The organism is Shewanella yunxiaonensis (assembly GCF_018223345.1).
Taxonomy (GTDB): domain Bacteria; phylum Pseudomonadota; class Gammaproteobacteria; order Enterobacterales; family Shewanellaceae; genus Shewanella; species Shewanella yunxiaonensis.
The window spans coordinates 695539-711430 of the sequence record NZ_CP073587.1 but is presented as its reverse complement, the minus strand read 5'-3'; the positions used below and the strand labels follow the sequence as shown (position 1 = coordinate 711430).

General features: G+C 49.0%; 14 protein-coding genes. 5 read left to right on the top strand and 9 right to left on the bottom strand.

Translation table 11 applies throughout. The features are described from left to right. Positions 1–569 precede the first annotated feature (569 nt). Positions 570–1085: a cytochrome b/b6 domain-containing protein gene (locus KDN34_RS03345; protein ID WP_212595522.1), complete on the bottom strand. Its 516-nt coding sequence runs from the start codon at positions 1083–1085 to the stop codon at positions 570–572. Between the two features lie 9 nt (positions 1086–1094). Then, entirely contained in the window at positions 1095–1619 is a 525-nt protein-coding gene (gene hemG / locus KDN34_RS03340; protein ID WP_212595521.1) for a menaquinone-dependent protoporphyrinogen IX dehydrogenase, read from the bottom strand. Positions 1620–1867: 248 nt separating this feature from the next. On the opposite strand from hemG, the gene KDN34_RS03335 reads away from it, so the two are divergent. Next, positions 1868–2713 carry a TIGR03899 family protein gene (locus KDN34_RS03335; RefSeq protein WP_212596507.1) on the top strand — a complete coding sequence of 282 codons (846 nt, stop codon included), beginning with the start codon at positions 1868–1870 and terminating at the stop codon, positions 2711–2713. A gap of 14 nt (positions 2714–2727) precedes the next feature. Here KDN34_RS03335 and cobA read toward each other — a convergent pair whose 3' ends face one another. Beyond that, on the bottom strand, positions 2728–3546 hold the full coding sequence (cobA, locus tag KDN34_RS03330; RefSeq protein WP_212595520.1) for a uroporphyrinogen-III C-methyltransferase: 819 nt from the start codon (positions 3544–3546) through the stop codon (positions 2728–2730). A 238-nt stretch (positions 3547–3784) separates the two neighbouring features. Between cobA and KDN34_RS03325 the strand changes: the two genes are divergently transcribed. Continuing rightward, positions 3785–4699, top strand: coding sequence for a phospholipase A (locus KDN34_RS03325; RefSeq protein WP_212595519.1), 915 nt, complete (start codon positions 3785–3787; stop codon positions 4697–4699). Between the two features lie 17 nt (positions 4700–4716). Continuing rightward, positions 4717–6129, top strand: coding sequence for a S41 family peptidase (locus tag KDN34_RS03320; RefSeq protein ID WP_212595518.1), 1413 nt, complete (start codon positions 4717–4719; stop codon positions 6127–6129). 345 nt (positions 6130–6474) lie between these two features. Here KDN34_RS03320 and KDN34_RS03315 read toward each other — a convergent pair whose 3' ends face one another. Genes KDN34_RS03315 through KDN34_RS03305 form a run of 3 tightly spaced genes read right to left on the bottom strand, consistent with a single transcriptional unit; the run spans position 6475 to position 10756 of the window. Beyond that, positions 6475–7233, bottom strand: coding sequence for a phosphoadenylyl-sulfate reductase (locus KDN34_RS03315; RefSeq protein ID WP_228730410.1), 759 nt, complete (start codon positions 7231–7233; stop codon positions 6475–6477). Next, positions 7226–8920: an assimilatory sulfite reductase (NADPH) hemoprotein subunit gene (gene cysI / locus KDN34_RS03310; protein WP_212595516.1), complete on the bottom strand. Its 1695-nt coding sequence runs from the start codon at positions 8918–8920 to the stop codon at positions 7226–7228. Before cysI ends, KDN34_RS03315 begins: the two co-directional genes overlap by 8 nt. Before the next feature lie 51 nt (positions 8921–8971). Further along, positions 8972–10756, bottom strand: coding sequence for an assimilatory sulfite reductase (NADPH) flavoprotein subunit (locus tag KDN34_RS03305; protein ID WP_212595515.1), 1785 nt, complete (start codon positions 10754–10756; stop codon positions 8972–8974). Positions 10757–11178: 422 nt separating this feature from the next. On the opposite strand from KDN34_RS03305, the gene KDN34_RS03300 reads away from it, so the two are divergent. Both KDN34_RS03300 and pntB read left to right on the top strand, forming a co-directional pair. Continuing rightward, positions 11179–12708, top strand: a complete 1530-nt coding sequence (locus KDN34_RS03300; RefSeq protein ID WP_212595514.1) for a Re/Si-specific NAD(P)(+) transhydrogenase subunit alpha — start codon at positions 11179–11181, stop codon at positions 12706–12708. 13 nt (positions 12709–12721) lie between these two features. Beyond that, positions 12722–14206 carry a Re/Si-specific NAD(P)(+) transhydrogenase subunit beta gene (gene pntB / locus KDN34_RS03295; protein WP_212595513.1) on the top strand — a complete coding sequence of 495 codons (1485 nt, stop codon included), beginning with the start codon at positions 12722–12724 and terminating at the stop codon, positions 14204–14206. A 67-nt stretch (positions 14207–14273) separates the two neighbouring features. On the opposite strand, the gene KDN34_RS03290 is transcribed toward pntB, so the two are convergent. From KDN34_RS03290 to KDN34_RS03280, 3 genes are all read right to left on the bottom strand, one after another. Then, on the bottom strand, positions 14274–14861 hold the full coding sequence (locus KDN34_RS03290) for a CBS domain-containing protein (RefSeq protein WP_212595512.1): 588 nt from the start codon (positions 14859–14861) through the stop codon (positions 14274–14276). Between the two features lie 47 nt (positions 14862–14908). Beyond that, the gene (locus KDN34_RS03285) at positions 14909–15250 is read right to left on the bottom strand and encodes a hypothetical protein (protein ID WP_212595511.1); all 342 of its coding nucleotides are present in this window, start codon (positions 15248–15250) and stop codon (positions 14909–14911) included. A 152-nt stretch (positions 15251–15402) separates the two neighbouring features. Next, positions 15403–15882, bottom strand: coding sequence for a TetR family transcriptional regulator (locus KDN34_RS03280; RefSeq protein ID WP_212595510.1), 480 nt, complete (start codon positions 15880–15882; stop codon positions 15403–15405). Positions 15883–15892 lie beyond the last annotated feature (10 nt).

Here is a 15892-nt window from a genome sequence, read left to right as displayed (position 1 = left end):
TTGATAGAAATGGACATAAAAAAAAGGCAACGGGGTCACTAACAATTGTCAAAGACCCCGCGGCAGCAACATAGTAAAAACGATACGTAACACGTCCGCTGTATAGCTACCATTAAAGCCATAGGGAGAATTATCTGATGTTTCATGTCGGCAACCCAAACCAGGACGGGGAACATTTGAAAAGCATCCGAGTACAAAAGCAGACTCGGCTGCCATTGTTCACGTCAGAAATCAATTGCTCAAAGCTGACGAGCTAAAAATCACATTTAGCAAACATAATTGCAATATAAGTAAACAGAAAAGCAAACATTGCCCAATACTGAATAAATTTTCATCATTAAATGAATACATTTAATGAACAATTATCAATATATATTGATTTACAGTGTTAAACCATTTTGATTATCTGAAAAGTTTTGAATTTATCTTATTTAAAAAATCCAGCAAAGGTATTGGCTTCAATGCAGAGTTACGCCGGTTGCCACCTCACTTGAAGCTAACAGCGTAGTGGGTAGATAAGATAAAAAGCGGACTTGGCGTTACAGATTATTCTCAAAAAACGACATTGTTTAGTCACGAATGAGGTCAAGTAAATGACTTAACGCGCAAAGCACATGCAATATTAATAACGTGACAAATACATAGATCAAAGAGTGATGCCAACCGCGCCAAAACAGCGCGTCTTTACTGCCCTGTTCAAAAAACCACATGCAACCACTAAAGCATACGGCTAACAGCGCGATCATGGTCAGACCTTCAATCAGGCTGAATAGCCCCACACCGCCAGCAGCCGGAATACGTCCCTTGCCTAAACCACAGAGGTCATGCCATACCGGATGCCAATTGCCCGCCACAATACCGTAATACTGACGCCAGCTGCCGCCGGTAAGATTGCTGATAAAAAAAGTGAATGCCACCACACTCGCCAGTAACCCCAGCCATACGTGTGTCAGATTCCAGAATCCTGCGTGAGCGGGTAGCGAACGTAACAGCGTCAACTGACCACTGCCTGCCAACAACACTACGCACAACACAATGAGCAACAAATGCTGCAATCTTTGATAGAGCGCCAGCAGGCTTCCCATAACCGACTCCTACGCCGCGTTGCCAAACTGATCGACAAACGCCGCTACTTTATCCCAATTGGTATATTCCACACAGGTATTAGGATCGGTAGGGCCCTTAGTTATCCACATGATAAATCTTATGATATTGCGATCCATGGCATCATATCCCTGGTAGTTCAGGTTGCCGCCAAACACTTCCAGCAACTTGGGTTTCCAAGCGGATTTCGCCAGAAAGGCCTGCATGTAAGGATTGGTATCAGGCGTATTTTTGGCGGGCTTTCTGGCAACAAGGCTCACTGAGAAAAAACCATTGGGTTTGACCTCTAGCTGCGCCTGGTGCTGTGCAATAAAATCATAAACTGCAGGGTTGTGCTTTCCATGCCGGATACTGGCACCAATCAAGATTCTGTCGAATTCACCTAATTCCGGCGCGTCCGTGATTGCAGCCAAAGTTACCTGATGTCCCTGCTGTTCCAGACGCTTAGCCATAAAGTCACATATTTTTCGGGTCTGGCCATGAACACTGGAAAATAGAATAAGGGTTTTGTCCACATTAACACCTGTACGTTCAATCTGTTAGCTAGCGATTATATTAGGGAAATAATGCCATAGTTTACATGAATCGGATCACGCCCATCGGCAACAACTCGCGCAAAAAGTCATTAATTACGTGCAGTTCACAAAATGGCTTTTACTTGTTCAGTTAGCTGAACAATCATGCAGTTTCTAACAACTTCTGGACATCCTAGTCACCTTTCGGCTTATAGTAAGCCATGCCAACCTTAATCCAGACTGATGCAATGGCCGACCCCCATGAGCTTAACGAATCATCGCCGATAGAAAGTGCGCAAGAGATGTCTGCGCGCAAGAAAGTGCTGCGTCTTGGCCGGCTCTTGGGACTGGCCTCAGACAATGATTATCACCCGGCCAATGCAACGTTGAGTCAACGGGCAGTGTTTAGACAAAAATTGCAGCAACAGCAGTATCAGCAAAACCTGGAAAACATTTATGCGATGACACTGAGTTACTCGTCATCTGATGTCACTGGTGCTGAACTTGACTCCGACTGGGTCCATCAATTTTTTCAACTAGCGGAACAGATCCATAATCGTAAGATGCAGGATCTTTGGGCACGTATCCTTGCCAGTGAAACCGTGAATCCAGGTAACTTTAGTCTGCGTACCTTAACCACGCTAAAACAGTTGACGCTACGTGAAGCGCAACTGCTGGAAAAAGCGCTGGGAATGATGATAAAAATCAATAATGAAAACCGGGGAAAACTGCTGAGTAGCTATCGCATATCAGGGGGATTTGGACAGTATTTCCGTAAACACCCTGCGGTGAACTTGGGATTATCGCAGTTTGGGCTGCCCTACTCCAGTCTGTTAACACTGATGGATGCGGGCATACTGCATAAGAGCGAGTTTGAAACTGGATTGTTGCCAGCCAAACAAGCGTTAGTGCTGCAACTGCCACATCAACAGCAGCTGACACTTACCCCAAAATCTAATCACTTACTTTTTGGCTATTATCGGCTAACGGCGGTTGGAGAAGAACTGGCACATTTAGTTGCTCCGCGTGAAGACGTTGCGTATGTCAGCGCCCTCAAGACCCTTTTGCAAAAAGACTTTACCGCCACCGCCTAACTTTAGCGCGCGATTCATCCTTGTATGGAAGATTCTATCGCTACGGCACTGTGTTTCCGCGAAGCAGTTTCAAACCAATTTAGCTGCTGCGCCAACTGCACCACATGGCCTATGATGATGAGCGCTGGCATCTGTAATTGAGGATCAGCCGCTAACCGCTCCAATTCCGATAATGTCCCCTGAAATGTTTTTTGTTGTGGCGTGCTTGCACGAGACACGATCGCAACCGGGGTATTGGCCGCCCTACCGGCAGTTAGCAGCTCATGTTGGATAACATTGGCCTTGAGTACGCCCATGTAAATCACCAGGGTATGGTCAACTGCGCTGTAGGCCTGCCAGTTGATCGGCTGCTCGGCGGTTTGGCAATGCGCTGTAATAAATGTCACAGACCGGGCAAGTTCACGGTGCGTCAATGGAATGCCCGCATAAGCCGCTGCACCACTGGCAGCAGTAATCCCTGGGACCACTTCAAAGTCCACTCCGGCATCCGTTAACGCCAACAGTTCTTCCCCACCGCGACCAAAGATGAAAGGATCGCCCCCCTTTAAACGCACAACGGTTTCTCGGGTATAAGCCTTAGTAACCAATAAGCGATTAATCTCATCCTGAGAAGCACTGTGATGACCTGCGCGTTTGCCGACGGAGATCTTTTCGGCCGCAGTTGGGATCAGCGCCAAGATCTCTTCGCTGACTAATGCGTCATATAACACGACGTCGGCACTTTTCAATAAGCGCCAGGCTTTGAGGGTTAATAGCTCCGGATCGCCAGGACCGGCACCCAACAGATAGACTTTACCTTTGGCTTGACGCCCAGCGAGTTGCAACAGTGCCATCTTCAATCACCCCCTAATTAACTAGGGGCAATATAACTGTCTCAATATTCTTTATTAAATATATAATTATTAGTTTTTATTCTTAATGGTTATATATGAACAAGGCATCGAAGCACCATTCAGAAATCATCTGATGACATTCCCCCGCGGCAAATTCAAGCTACTGTTAATACGGCCATTTTCAATGCTACACTGCATTCGCAGTGGATATTTTACGTTACCAGGGAGACAAGGTCGCATGAAAATCCCCCAGCTTACCGCCGTAATTATTGGAGTGATCGGCGTATTAAACTGCCAGACAGTCTTTGCCGAGACTGATGCTAATCCACAGCCATCATTGGTAGAAGAGCGGGTCAATAAAGAGTTGCAGGCTTCAGACAACCCGTTTGTAATCATGCCTCACAAGGTGAATTATTTTCTGCCGATAACTTACAGCTCGTCCCCCAATACCACCCCCTTTGCTGCAGAGATGGAGCAAGGCGATTACGCCTTGGACCACGCTGAAGCTAAATTCCAGATCAGTTTTAAATTTCCGCTGGCATACAAGGTGTTCGGTGATAATGGGCATCTGTTCTTTGCCTACACGAACCAGTCCTGGTGGCAGGTTTACAATAAAAACAGCTCTTCACCTTTCCGGGAAACCAATCATGAACCGGAACTGTTTATGCTGTTTAACAATGACTGGAAAATTGGTGATTTCACCAATTCGTTTTTCGGATTTGGTGCCGTACATCAATCCAATGGTCGCTCTGGCAGCCTATCTCGTAGCTGGAATCGAGTATATGGCAATATGGTCTTTGATAATGGGCCAATGGCCTTTTCGCTGAAAGTCTGGTGGAGGATCCCTGAAAGCGACAAGAAATATGACGGTGACCCTCACGGCGATGACAACCCGGATATTGAAGATTATTTAGGTCATTTTGAATTCACTGCCCTTTATGGGCCGGGCAAGCACCGCTTCAGTCTGATGCTGCGGAATAACCTAAAAACCAGCAATAATCGTGGTGCCGCACAATTGACATGGAGCTATCCGATTCTCGGAAATTTGCGGATCTATGCGCAGTATTTCAACGGCTATGGTGAAAGTCTTATCGATTACAACGCGCACACCGAGCGTATCGGTCTCGGTGTCGCGCTCAATGACCTTCTGTAAAGGGCGATATTGTTGTCATGGCAATGAGATCCGGGTTCAGAGAAATTTTTTATCTATTTCTGCTGGCATTATTGATCAGTAGCCTGCAACTACTGCGTTTTGTCTTGCAGCGACCACTCGCCCAGGGGGTATTAACCCATGAGCAGTTGGTATTGGATCTCAAAACCTTGCAGCAGCAAGTGGCCGATTACTCGGCCTTTATTGTGCTTCATCCAGAGAATTTAAAACGTTTACAACAGCGTGTAGGTCAAGTCACTGTTCGTTATCCGCAAAATATTGACCTTAATCGCTTTAATACGGAAGTACGGAAACTGCTGAGCCTAATTAATGACCCAGGTGCCAGTGTATCTGCCCTGCCCATGGCCTCCGGCATTTTACCCATCAAGTTACAACAGATGCAGCAACGCTGGTTGGCATTAGACAACAATAATCAGCCTATCGATAGCAAACGCCCATTCCTGACACACATAGACGGCGTGCCCATCCAGCGCTGGGAAACAGCAGCCAAACGCATGCTCGCAGCCAAGCTGCCTATCACGACACAGCTACAGCAGTTGGATGTATTGCGTCGAGAATTAGGCTTACAAGTAAAACCTACAGTAACCCTGACCTTAACCAGTGATGACAGCAATATCACCCATCTACAATTACCGGTATCAGACAAAGCTACCAGCAAACGTAGCCCCGCCATCAGTCAATGGCAATGGCTGGGTGATAATACGGAGTTGTTTCGTTTTGGCGATTTAGAGCGACTGGAAAATGATCGTCAGCTGCAACGGGATTTCCAAAAAGCGCTGCAGGCAGGAACGCTGATCCTGGACTTACGACAGACCACAGGATTCAGTCCGATATTGCTACAGCAGTTAGTACAAGGCAGACAATACCCGGCAACACAGCCCATAGGTTATGGACGTTACCGCCGCGCCTCACAGCTACGCAGTGATTTTCTCGCACCGCTAGGTTTGGTACCGCTGCAATACTTTCAACTGTTTCCCGCTATCAGCGTCACCTTAGCCAAACAGCAGCAACCCGAGCTAAGTCAATGGTTTGCAAAAACGCCCGTAGTATCGCCAGCGTCAGTAGTCCCGGCAACATCGCAGCAATTGGTACTGCTGATTGGTCCAGGATGCCGTTATGAATGCGAATGGCTGGCGTATTATGCCAAAGATTGGCGCAAGACCTTGCTGATAGGTGATGCCACCTTGGGCGATATGGGGCGTAAACACGAATTCCGCCTCCCCAGCAGCGATATCAGCGTGAGTATTACCGCATCATTAGCCTATGACCAATACGGCAATCAATTGTCCGGGAAGGGGATTACGCCGGATCTACAGCTACCGCTGCCACCAAATGTTAAGTGGCCTCAATTGCTTAAGGCGTTGCGACAATATTTTGGGAAAATTAACGCTTCGGGGGAGAGCCCCGAATAACCTGAATACCCAGGCTATTCGGGACGGGAAAATGCTTTGAGACTGCGCCAGCAAGCCAATCAAAGCGGCAGTGAACGGCAACATCGATAAGTCATCACCTGCTACCCGAAGGAGTACACTGCCATCAGCACGTCAATCACACTGTCTGCCGAAGGCTGATGCCCAATAGGAACACCGGATACAGAATGACATGCTTTATTTCCCCAACGGGGGAATGTTTAGTATAACCAAGAAATTTACGTTGTGCATAAGTCTGTGTACAAACTGGTAAAAACCTTGATCGCTAAGCGTGCCCATTCTGAGCAGTTCTGAACACAGACAACCTAATATATTGAATTATAATAATTATATTTCAAAGTGCAGGCCACACTCACGTTTGATGCCATTGAATCGGGTTTCCGCTTCTGTCATCCCCGCAGTTAACGGCCGCGTAGAATGCGTATCACCAACCGACACATAATTTTGATACCACAACGGATGGTAAGGTAAATTGTGTTGTTGCAGATAAACATGTACATCACGATTACTCCACTCAATGATGGGTAACACTTTGTAGTGACCGCCATGAATTGCAAGGATCGGCAAGGCTTCGCGAGTCGCGGCCTGACTATGGCGCAGACCAGCAAACCAGGTCCCCACCTGTAACTCCTCTAAGGCCCGTTTCATCGGCTCAACTTTATTCATACGGTTATAAAATTCGAGTCCATCCAGACCTTTTTCCCACAATTTGCCAAATCGCGCTTCTTGCCAGGCCGGCGTCAATTCTGATCGGTACACCTTAAGATTCAGCTGCAGTCGTTGCGTCAGCTCATCTATGAACTGGTAGGTTTCCGGAAACAGATAGCCGGTATCAGTGAGGAGTACCGGCACGTCAGCCCAAATGCTAGTTACCAGATGCAGCATTACAGCCGCCTGAATACCAAAGCTTGAGGATAGCGCATGGGTTCCCGGCAGATACGCCAAGGCCCACTGGACACGCTGCTGTGGCGTTAATTGACCGAGGAAAACATTAATATCAGCCAGCTGTTGTTGTTGCTCATGTTCATCCAGCTGCAACAACGCAGTTAACTGTGCGGCCGTTACCGGCGAATTTATCTCAGCCATGGAAATCCCTGGCGGCATCCAGTACCGCTTTCACAACGCCAACACGCACCACGAAATCACCGAAGTACTCCCCAGCATTACGTTCCAGCGCATAGCGCGCAAATAAGCCATCCAGCTCGTTTAATATCTCAGCTTCCTGGATATTTTCACGATACATTTTGTTGAGCCGGGTGCCTTCAAAACTTGCGCCCAAATACAGGTTGTAGCGTCCGGGCGCTTTACCTACCAAACCAATTTCTGCCGCGAAAGGACGCGCGCAGCCGTTAGGACAACCGGTCATGCGCACCACGATCGGCTGCTCGGCAAGGCCATGCTTCTGTTGCAGTGCCTCGACTTTATCCATGAATTCAGGGAAATAGCGTTCTGCTTCAGCCATCGCTAACGGACAGGTCGGCAGTGCCACACACGCGATGGAATGGCCGCGGCTGGCACTGATCACTTCGCCCAGTAAACCATGCTTGCGCGCTAACCCTTCAATCTGTTGTTTGGCAGCCTCCGCGACCCCGGCGATGATGATATTCTGGTTGGAGGTCATACGAAAATCGCCTTGATGGATTTTGGCAATCTCCCGCAAACCAGTTTGCAACGGTTTTCCGGGGAGATCCTTAATACGGCCCCCTTCGATAAACAACGTCAGATGCCACTGATTATCGACACCTTTGACCCAACCATAGCGATCGCCACGATCGCCGATAACCACTTTGCGCTTAGGCTCAAATTTCACCCCCGCACGATTTTCAACTTCCGCTTTGAATGCCGCAAAACCGCGATCCACAATAGTGTATTTCAGACGTGCACGTTTACGGTTACTGCGATTACCCCAGTCCCGTTGCAATGTCATGACCGCTTCAGCGAATTTGATGGTGTCTTCAGCGCGAATAAAACCGAAGTCATCGGCTAGCCGTGGGAAGGTTTCCACCTCACCGTGAGTCGAGCCCATGCCGCCACCGGCCACTAAGTTGAAGCCAACCAATTCATCGTGTTCGGCAACCGCGATCAAGCCAAAGTCGTTGGTATAGACATCCACATCGTTATCTGGTGGCACGGCAACGGCCATTTTGAATTTACGTGGCAGATAGGTATCACCATAAATCGACTCGGCTTCAGTTTCGGTGCTTAACAGTTTTTCATCATCCAGCCAGATCTCGGCATAAGCCTTGGTGTGCGGCAGCATGTGATCTGACAGTTTTTTCGCCCAGTAATATGCCTGCTGATGCAGTTTGGACTGCACTGGGTTGGGGTTACACATTACGTTACGGTTCACATCGCCACAGGCGGCAATGGAATCCAATGCTTTACGGTCCAACCCTTGAATAATGGTTTTCAGATTACGCTTCGGAATACCATGATACTGAAAGGTCTGACGTGTGGTCAGGCGGATACTGTTCGAGGTGGTCAACTCAGATGCAATACGGTCGACTTCCAGCCACTGCTCTGGCGTGCACACTCCGCCTGGAACCCTTGCTCGTAGCATAAAGCTGTAGAGGGGCTCCAGTTTCTGCTCTTTACGCTCATTACGCAGATCCCGGTCGTCCTGTTGATAGAAACCGTGGAATTTGATCAGTTGCTGATCATCATCGCTGAAAGCCCCGGTAACATCTGTGGACAATCCTTGCTTTATGGTGCCGCGCAGGTGCTGACTGTGACTTTTAATGCGCTCATTAGCAGATAATTTTGGCTCGCTCATAACTCACTCTCTTTGATGCCAGCCTGCCAGTGGCAGTGCTGTCCATGGATCTCAGTAAACATCTTTCTGGAAGCGACCTTGTTGTCGCAGGTTTTCCAGATACTCGGTGGCGGCTTCGGCGTCCAGACCACCATACGCGACAACCACATCCACTAACGCCTGCTGCACGTCTTTGGCCATGCGCTCGGCATCACCACATAAGTACAGGTGGGCACCACGTTGCAGCCACTGCCATAACGCTTCACCCTGTTCACGAATACGCTGCTGCACATAAATTTTTTGCTGTTGGTCGCGGGAAAATGCCAGAGAAATCCGGCTAAGCTGACCGGTTTTGAGGTACTGCTGCCACTCGGTCTGATACAGAAAATCCTGCTCAAAGTGCGGATTACCAAAGAACAACCAGCTGTCACCGCTAGCCCCCTGTGCGGCTCGTTGTTGCATGAAAGCGCGGAATGGCGCCACGCCGGTACCGGGACCGATCATAATCACCGGGGTCGCTGGATCAGTCGGCAAACGGAAATGCTTGTTAGCTTCCACATAAACCCGCAGCTTCTGCCCTTCTTCCGCGCGAGCCAGAAATCCAGATGCGGCCCCATAACGCGGAATGCCATCGCGCACTTCCTGAACCAGCCCTACCGTCAGATGCACTTCGGTGTCGACTTCGCTCTGGCTGGACGCGATGGAATACAAGCGCGGTGTGATTGGACGCAACACATCGATCAATTGCTGGGCGTCAACGTTGGTGATGGGATATAAACGCTGCAAATCAGCCAACTGATGGTGCCTAATGAATAACCGGCTCTGCTCACGGTCATCGGCGATTGCTTGCAATTCATCGCTGCCGCAGTGCTGCGCCCAGAATTGCACTAGGCCGGGATACAGCTGTGTCAATTCCTTCTCGTCCAATAGCGCCTGACGCAGGCTCAGTGCTCGATCTTGCAACATCACAGCACTATCGCCATCAAGCTGGAGGCTGGAGAGCAGTTCATCCACTAACGCGGCATAATTGCTGAAGTAAACGCCGAGGGCGTCTCCCGGCTGGTATTGAATGCCAGATTCGCCTAAATCGATTTCAATATGTCGGGTGTCTTTTGTCGAATCACGCCCAGTGATTTTCTGGCTGAGCAGAATGTCCGCTTCATACGGCTGTTGTTTGCTATATCCGCTTGCCGTATTGGCTGGCTTGACGCTATCAATCGAGACAACTTGTGCGGATGTTTGCAGATGTGGTTGCACGGCCACCAATAACTGCTGCTGCCATTGTTCACTTAGCTGCTGATAATCCACATCGCAATCCACGCGTGGTAACAGCGGCTTTGCCCCCAACGCCGCCAAACGTTCATCAAAATCTTTGCCGGTCTGGCAGAAAAATTCGTAGGATGAATCACCGAGCGCCAGCACAGCATAATGCAGCTGTTCCAGTTTTGGTGCTCGTTTTGACGCTAAAAATTTATGTAATTCAATCGCATCATCCGGAGCGTCGCCTTCACCCTGAGTGCTGACGATCACAACTAGCAACTGCTCCTGTTTGAGCGATCGCACATTATACTCGCCCATAGCGCTGAGATTCACCGCATAACCATTGGCCCTTGCCTGCTGCGCCAGTTGGCTGGCTATACCGCGGCTATTCCCCGTCTGGCTGCCGTACAAGATGGTTAAGGTATTACCGGGCTGCACCTGAGCCGTAGTTTGAGCAGCGACACCGGCACTAGCGGCGAGATAGCCACTGACCCACGCTTGCTGCAGTGGGCTGAGCTGCGCAGCCAATTGCTGTAACTGGGTCACTTGGGATTCCGTTAACGGAGATACCAACGATGAGAGTTCTTTTAACGACATGGAGCCAAACCTTGCGACAGAGAGATAGCCGCAAGCTTATCTGTGCTCACGAAAGTCAAAAAAGAATAATATTTAATTTTTTATATTTATTTGGAATATGAGATTTGCGACAATTAAGTTAAAAAAATGTGGCCTAGCGCATATTATTTGCTCCGACCAGCTAAGAAATACTCGGCTTGAGCAATATGCGCTTGTTTCCGAGCAAAGAGTTGCGACAATGCCCTAGCACTAAATGTGTGGCAAAAGGAAGACTGTCGGTTCTCAAAAAACGGAGTAGTCTAATAGACCGGCTGTTCAGGTAATTATTTATCACTTGATTGCAACATAGTTGCCGATAACTGACCGGGAAAAGCAGATTTTTATCTGCCTGCAGAAGGAGCACTGCGGGCAGGTGTTTATTTATCAATCATCAGGAATCAGTCATGCAAATTGGAATACCGAGAGAAATTCTCCCCGGTGAAACCAGGGTCGCAGCGACCCCGGCCACCGTCGAGCAATTGAAAAAGCTCGGCTTCGAAGTCATCGTAGAAGTAGGCGCGGGGGCGCTGTCCAGCTTTGACGATGCAGCCTTTGAAGCCGCAGGCGCTGTTGTCGCACCCGAAGTTTGGCAAGCGGATTTCATCTTTAAGGTCAATGCACCTACAGATGAAGAGATCGCCAAGATTAAAGATGGTGCCACCCTGGTCAGCTTTATTTGGCCGGCTCAGAATGCCGAATTAGTGGAAAAACTCTCCAAACGCAACATCAATGTGATGGCGATGGACATGGTTCCACGTATTTCTCGTGCCCAATCCATGGATGCGTTGTCTTCCATGGCTAACATCGGGGGCTACCGCGCAGTCGTCGAAGCCGCACATGAATTTGGCCGTTTCTTTACGGGTCAAATCACTGCGGCCGGTAAAGTGCCTCCTGCTAAAGTGCTGGTCATTGGTGCCGGGGTTGCGGGTCTCGCCGCAATCGGTGCCGCCGGTTCATTAGGCGCGATTGTCAGAGCATTCGATACCCGCCTGGAAGTGGCTGAACAGATTGAATCGATGGGCGGTGAATTCCTCAAGCTAGACTTTGGTGGTGAGGACGGCGCGTCTTCTGACGGTTATGCCAAAGTGATGAGCGAAGAGTTCATCAAGGCCGAAATGGAACTGTTTGCCAAACAGGCCAAAGAAGTCGACATCATCATTACCACCGCGCTGATCCCTGGACGCCCTGCACCACGGCTGATCACCAAGGAAATGGTCGACACCATGAAACCAGGTTCTATCATTGTCGATATGGCTGCGGCGACTGGTGGCAACTGTGAATATACCCAGCCGGGTGAATTGTTTGTCACCGCTAATGGTGTAAAAGTTATCGGTTATACCGATCTCCCGGGCCGCTTACCGGCACAATCTTCACAGCTTTATGGCACCAACTTGGTGAACCTGATGAAGCTGATGTGCAAAGAAAAAGATGGCAATGCGGTTATCGATTTTGAAGATACCGTGATGCGTAATATGACTGTGGTCAAGGCGGGTGAAGTGACCTTCCCGCCACCAAAGATCTCAGTCTCTGCGGCACCGCAGAAGCAGCCGGCGAACGCGGTAGCTAAACAAGCGGCCGCGCCTAAAGCCCCATCAAAACTGAAATATGTGTTGGGCGCGGTCGGCGCAATTGCCTTTGCAGCAGTAGCCTCTGTCGCACCTCCAGAGTTTTTATCGCATTTTACCGTGTTCCTGTTGTCCTGCATCGTCGGTTACTACGTGGTATGGAACGTGACTCACTCACTGCATACCCCGCTGATGTCGGTCACCAACGCTATCTCCGGGATTATCGTTGTGGGTGCATTGCTGCAAATTGGTCAGGGTTCAGCGCTGGTTACTGGCCTGGCCTTTTTTGCGGTGCTGATCGCCAGTATTAACATCTTTGGTGGCTTTACGGTCACTCAGCGCATGCTGAAGATGTTCCGTAAAGGTTAAGGGGGAAGATATCGTGTCTCAAGGACTGGTAACAGCGGCCTATATCATTGCAGCGCTGTGTTTTATTTTGAGTTTGGCTGGGCTTTCCAAGCAGGAAACCGCTAAACAGGGCAATATTCTAGGGGTCTCCGGGATGGCGATCGCCTTGATTGCCACTATCCTTAACCCCGAAACCACAGGTGTTCAGTGGATCATTCTGGCGATGGTGATTGGCGGTGCCGTAGGCGTACGTCTGGCACTAAAAGTAGAAATGACTCAGATGCCAGAATTGGTCGCTATCCTACACTCTTTCGTAGGTCTGGCAGCGGTTCTGGTAGGTTTCAACAGCTTTATCGACCTGCATCCGGCAACCACTACCAGTGTGGTAGTGACTGCGGGTTCAGATCTGCAAGCAACATTGGATGCCGCAACTGAAGCCTTTAAAGAAGCCGCCAAAGCCGCGCAGCATGCCGAGCTGACAGGTGCAATGCTTAACATCCATCTGGTTGAAATCTTCCTCGGTATCTTTATCGGTGCGGTAACCTTCACTGGTTCAATCGTGGCCTTTGGTAAGCTTCGTGGCATTATCTCCTCCAAGCCACTGATGCTACCGCATCGCCATAAGCTGAATCTGCTGGCAGTTGTCGTAGCATTTGTATTGTTGCTGTACTTTGTAAATGCCGGTGGTAACACCTTCGCGGTATTGTTGATGACCCTGATTGCCCTGGCCTTTGGCTGGCATCTGGTGGCTTCTATCGGCGGAGCTGACATGCCGGTAGTTGTGTCAATGTTGAACTCATACTCAGGATGGGCTGCTGCGGCGGCGGGCTTCATGCTGTCGAACGATCTGCTGATCGTAACCGGCGCGTTGGTAGGTTCTTCAGGTGCAATTCTGTCTTACATCATGTGTAAGGCGATGAATCGTTCATTTATCTCTGTTATTGCCGGTGGTTTTGGTACTGATGGTGCTACCAGCAGTGGCGACCAAGAGCTGGGTGAATATCGTGAAACTACTGCCGAAGAAGTTGCCGATCTGCTGAAAAACTCCAGCTCAGTGATCATCACTCCCGGGTATGGGATGGCGGTTGCACAAGCACAATACCCTGTGGCAGAGATCACCCAGAAACTGCGTGCAATGGGCGTCAAAGTCCGCTTTGGTATCCATCCGGTTGCCGGTCGTCTACCAGGCCATATGAACGTACTGCTGGCTGAAGCCAAAGTGCCCTATGATATCGTGCTGGAAATGGATGAAATTAATGACGATTTCGAAGACACAGACACTGTATTGGTGATCGGTGCCAACGATACCGTTAACCCTGCTGCGGCAGAAGATCCAGGTAGCCCAATTGCCGGTATGCCGGTATTGGAAGTGTGGAAAGCACAGAATGTTATCGCATTCAAACGCTCTATGAATACTGGATACGCAGGCGTACAGAACCCACTGTTCTTCAAAGATAACACCCAGATGTTGTTCGGAGATGCCAAAGAATCTGTGACTGCAATTCTTAACGCACTGTAATTCTGCGATCTGCTTCCCATATAACAAAACCGGTGGCATGCCACCGGTTTTTTATTAGGGCAAACGGTTAACCGTTAACGACTTGCAGTGGCTCCAACCCATGGCTTTCACGTAACTGCCGTAAAATCTCCAGTACTTCGCCGCCTTTATCACGAAATGTCGGTGCATGCTCTAAACGCGCGATCATATCTTCCGCACTCAGCAAACCCCGTATTTGACCATTACTATCCAATACCAACATAAAATCGCGTTGGATACTGCGGAATGTTTCCAGCACATCAAGTACCGTAACATCCTGTAACTGAGCGTCATCAACAGCTGGCAGTTCAGAGATAGGTAACATCAGGTCAAATACGCTCCAGAACGAAGGCCCATGATTTTTATCGGTATATTTCATCAGATTGTCACTGGATAGCCAGTTGCGGCTGACGATACCCAACAGTTCATGATGATCATTAACCACATAATTGATCTGACTGTTTTCAGCCGTCATGATTTGGTAGGCATCAGGTACGGGCATATCGGCATTTAATGCCATGCGAGTTGAGTGGCTGAAATTCATCAACGCAGCAGTTGCTTTAGAATCTTCCTTCAATAAACGGCTATTATCGTTTATTTCCAAAGAGTTAAGAGTATAAGTTTGCAGTGTTTTCATAATACACCTCTGCTTGAATCCAAAAATTGAACAACGTTATTGGGATATCAGGCAAAGGCAGGGGGAGCGCGGGTCAGCGCTTGCGGAAAGACCGATGTCTTAACAAGTGCACGTTTGTATTCCGACTGTGGCAATACACTACTGAGAACTCGACGTGGCACCAGCTTAGTGCGAGTACGCGGAATAACTGGTTCGATGGGTTCAAAAGCATTTTCAAGCAACAGCACGGGTAACGAGTTATCCGGCAGAATTGCCTGCAGCATTGACTGGTCGTCGGCAAATAGCAACGAACCTTCAGCCAAATCTCTGGGGGCAGAAATAACAGCAAGCGACAACGTCAGCGTTACGCTGGCTAGCCACAGAGTGATTGCTTGCTGCATTCTTTTCATGTGTGACCTACGTCTCACTTTTTAACATGCTTCGACACTAGCACAGTTTGAAGTAAAGATGCAACGACTAAAAAAACGGCTGCCAGAGTAATCCTGACAACCGTCTGTTAGGAATATTTATACAATGTAAGCAATATGTTACATCTTACCCTTTAGGCAGCTTTTGCCAGCAAGGTGCAGGAAGATAACTGCAATGCGGTGGCACCTAATAACTCTTGTACCTGTTCGCGGCCGGCGACACCGAGCGCAGACTCCGCTTGCCGCAATGCCTGCTCAACCGCAATAAACTCCGGCATTTCATCTTCAACACGGCCACAGATGCTGAAAAACAGCCGCAGCACCGCTTGCTGTTCCGGCCGTGTCATGGCCTGTTGCCACGAATATTGCAGCGCTTCAATGCTAGAGAAATCCAGTGCAGAGATAAAATGCTCGCCGATGCGTTCATTGAGTCTTAATAAAAAATCCAGTTTGCGCGGGAAATGATGGCTTACACCGGTACGGCTGATGCCCAAGGCATCAGCCAACGTAGAATAGGACATAGTTTCGAAGCCAATGGTCAGAATCTGACGGAATGCTTCATCCATGATTTGCTGAATGGTAAGTTCGGTCTGCGCCTTTGATCGCTTCGCCATAATGACTGTC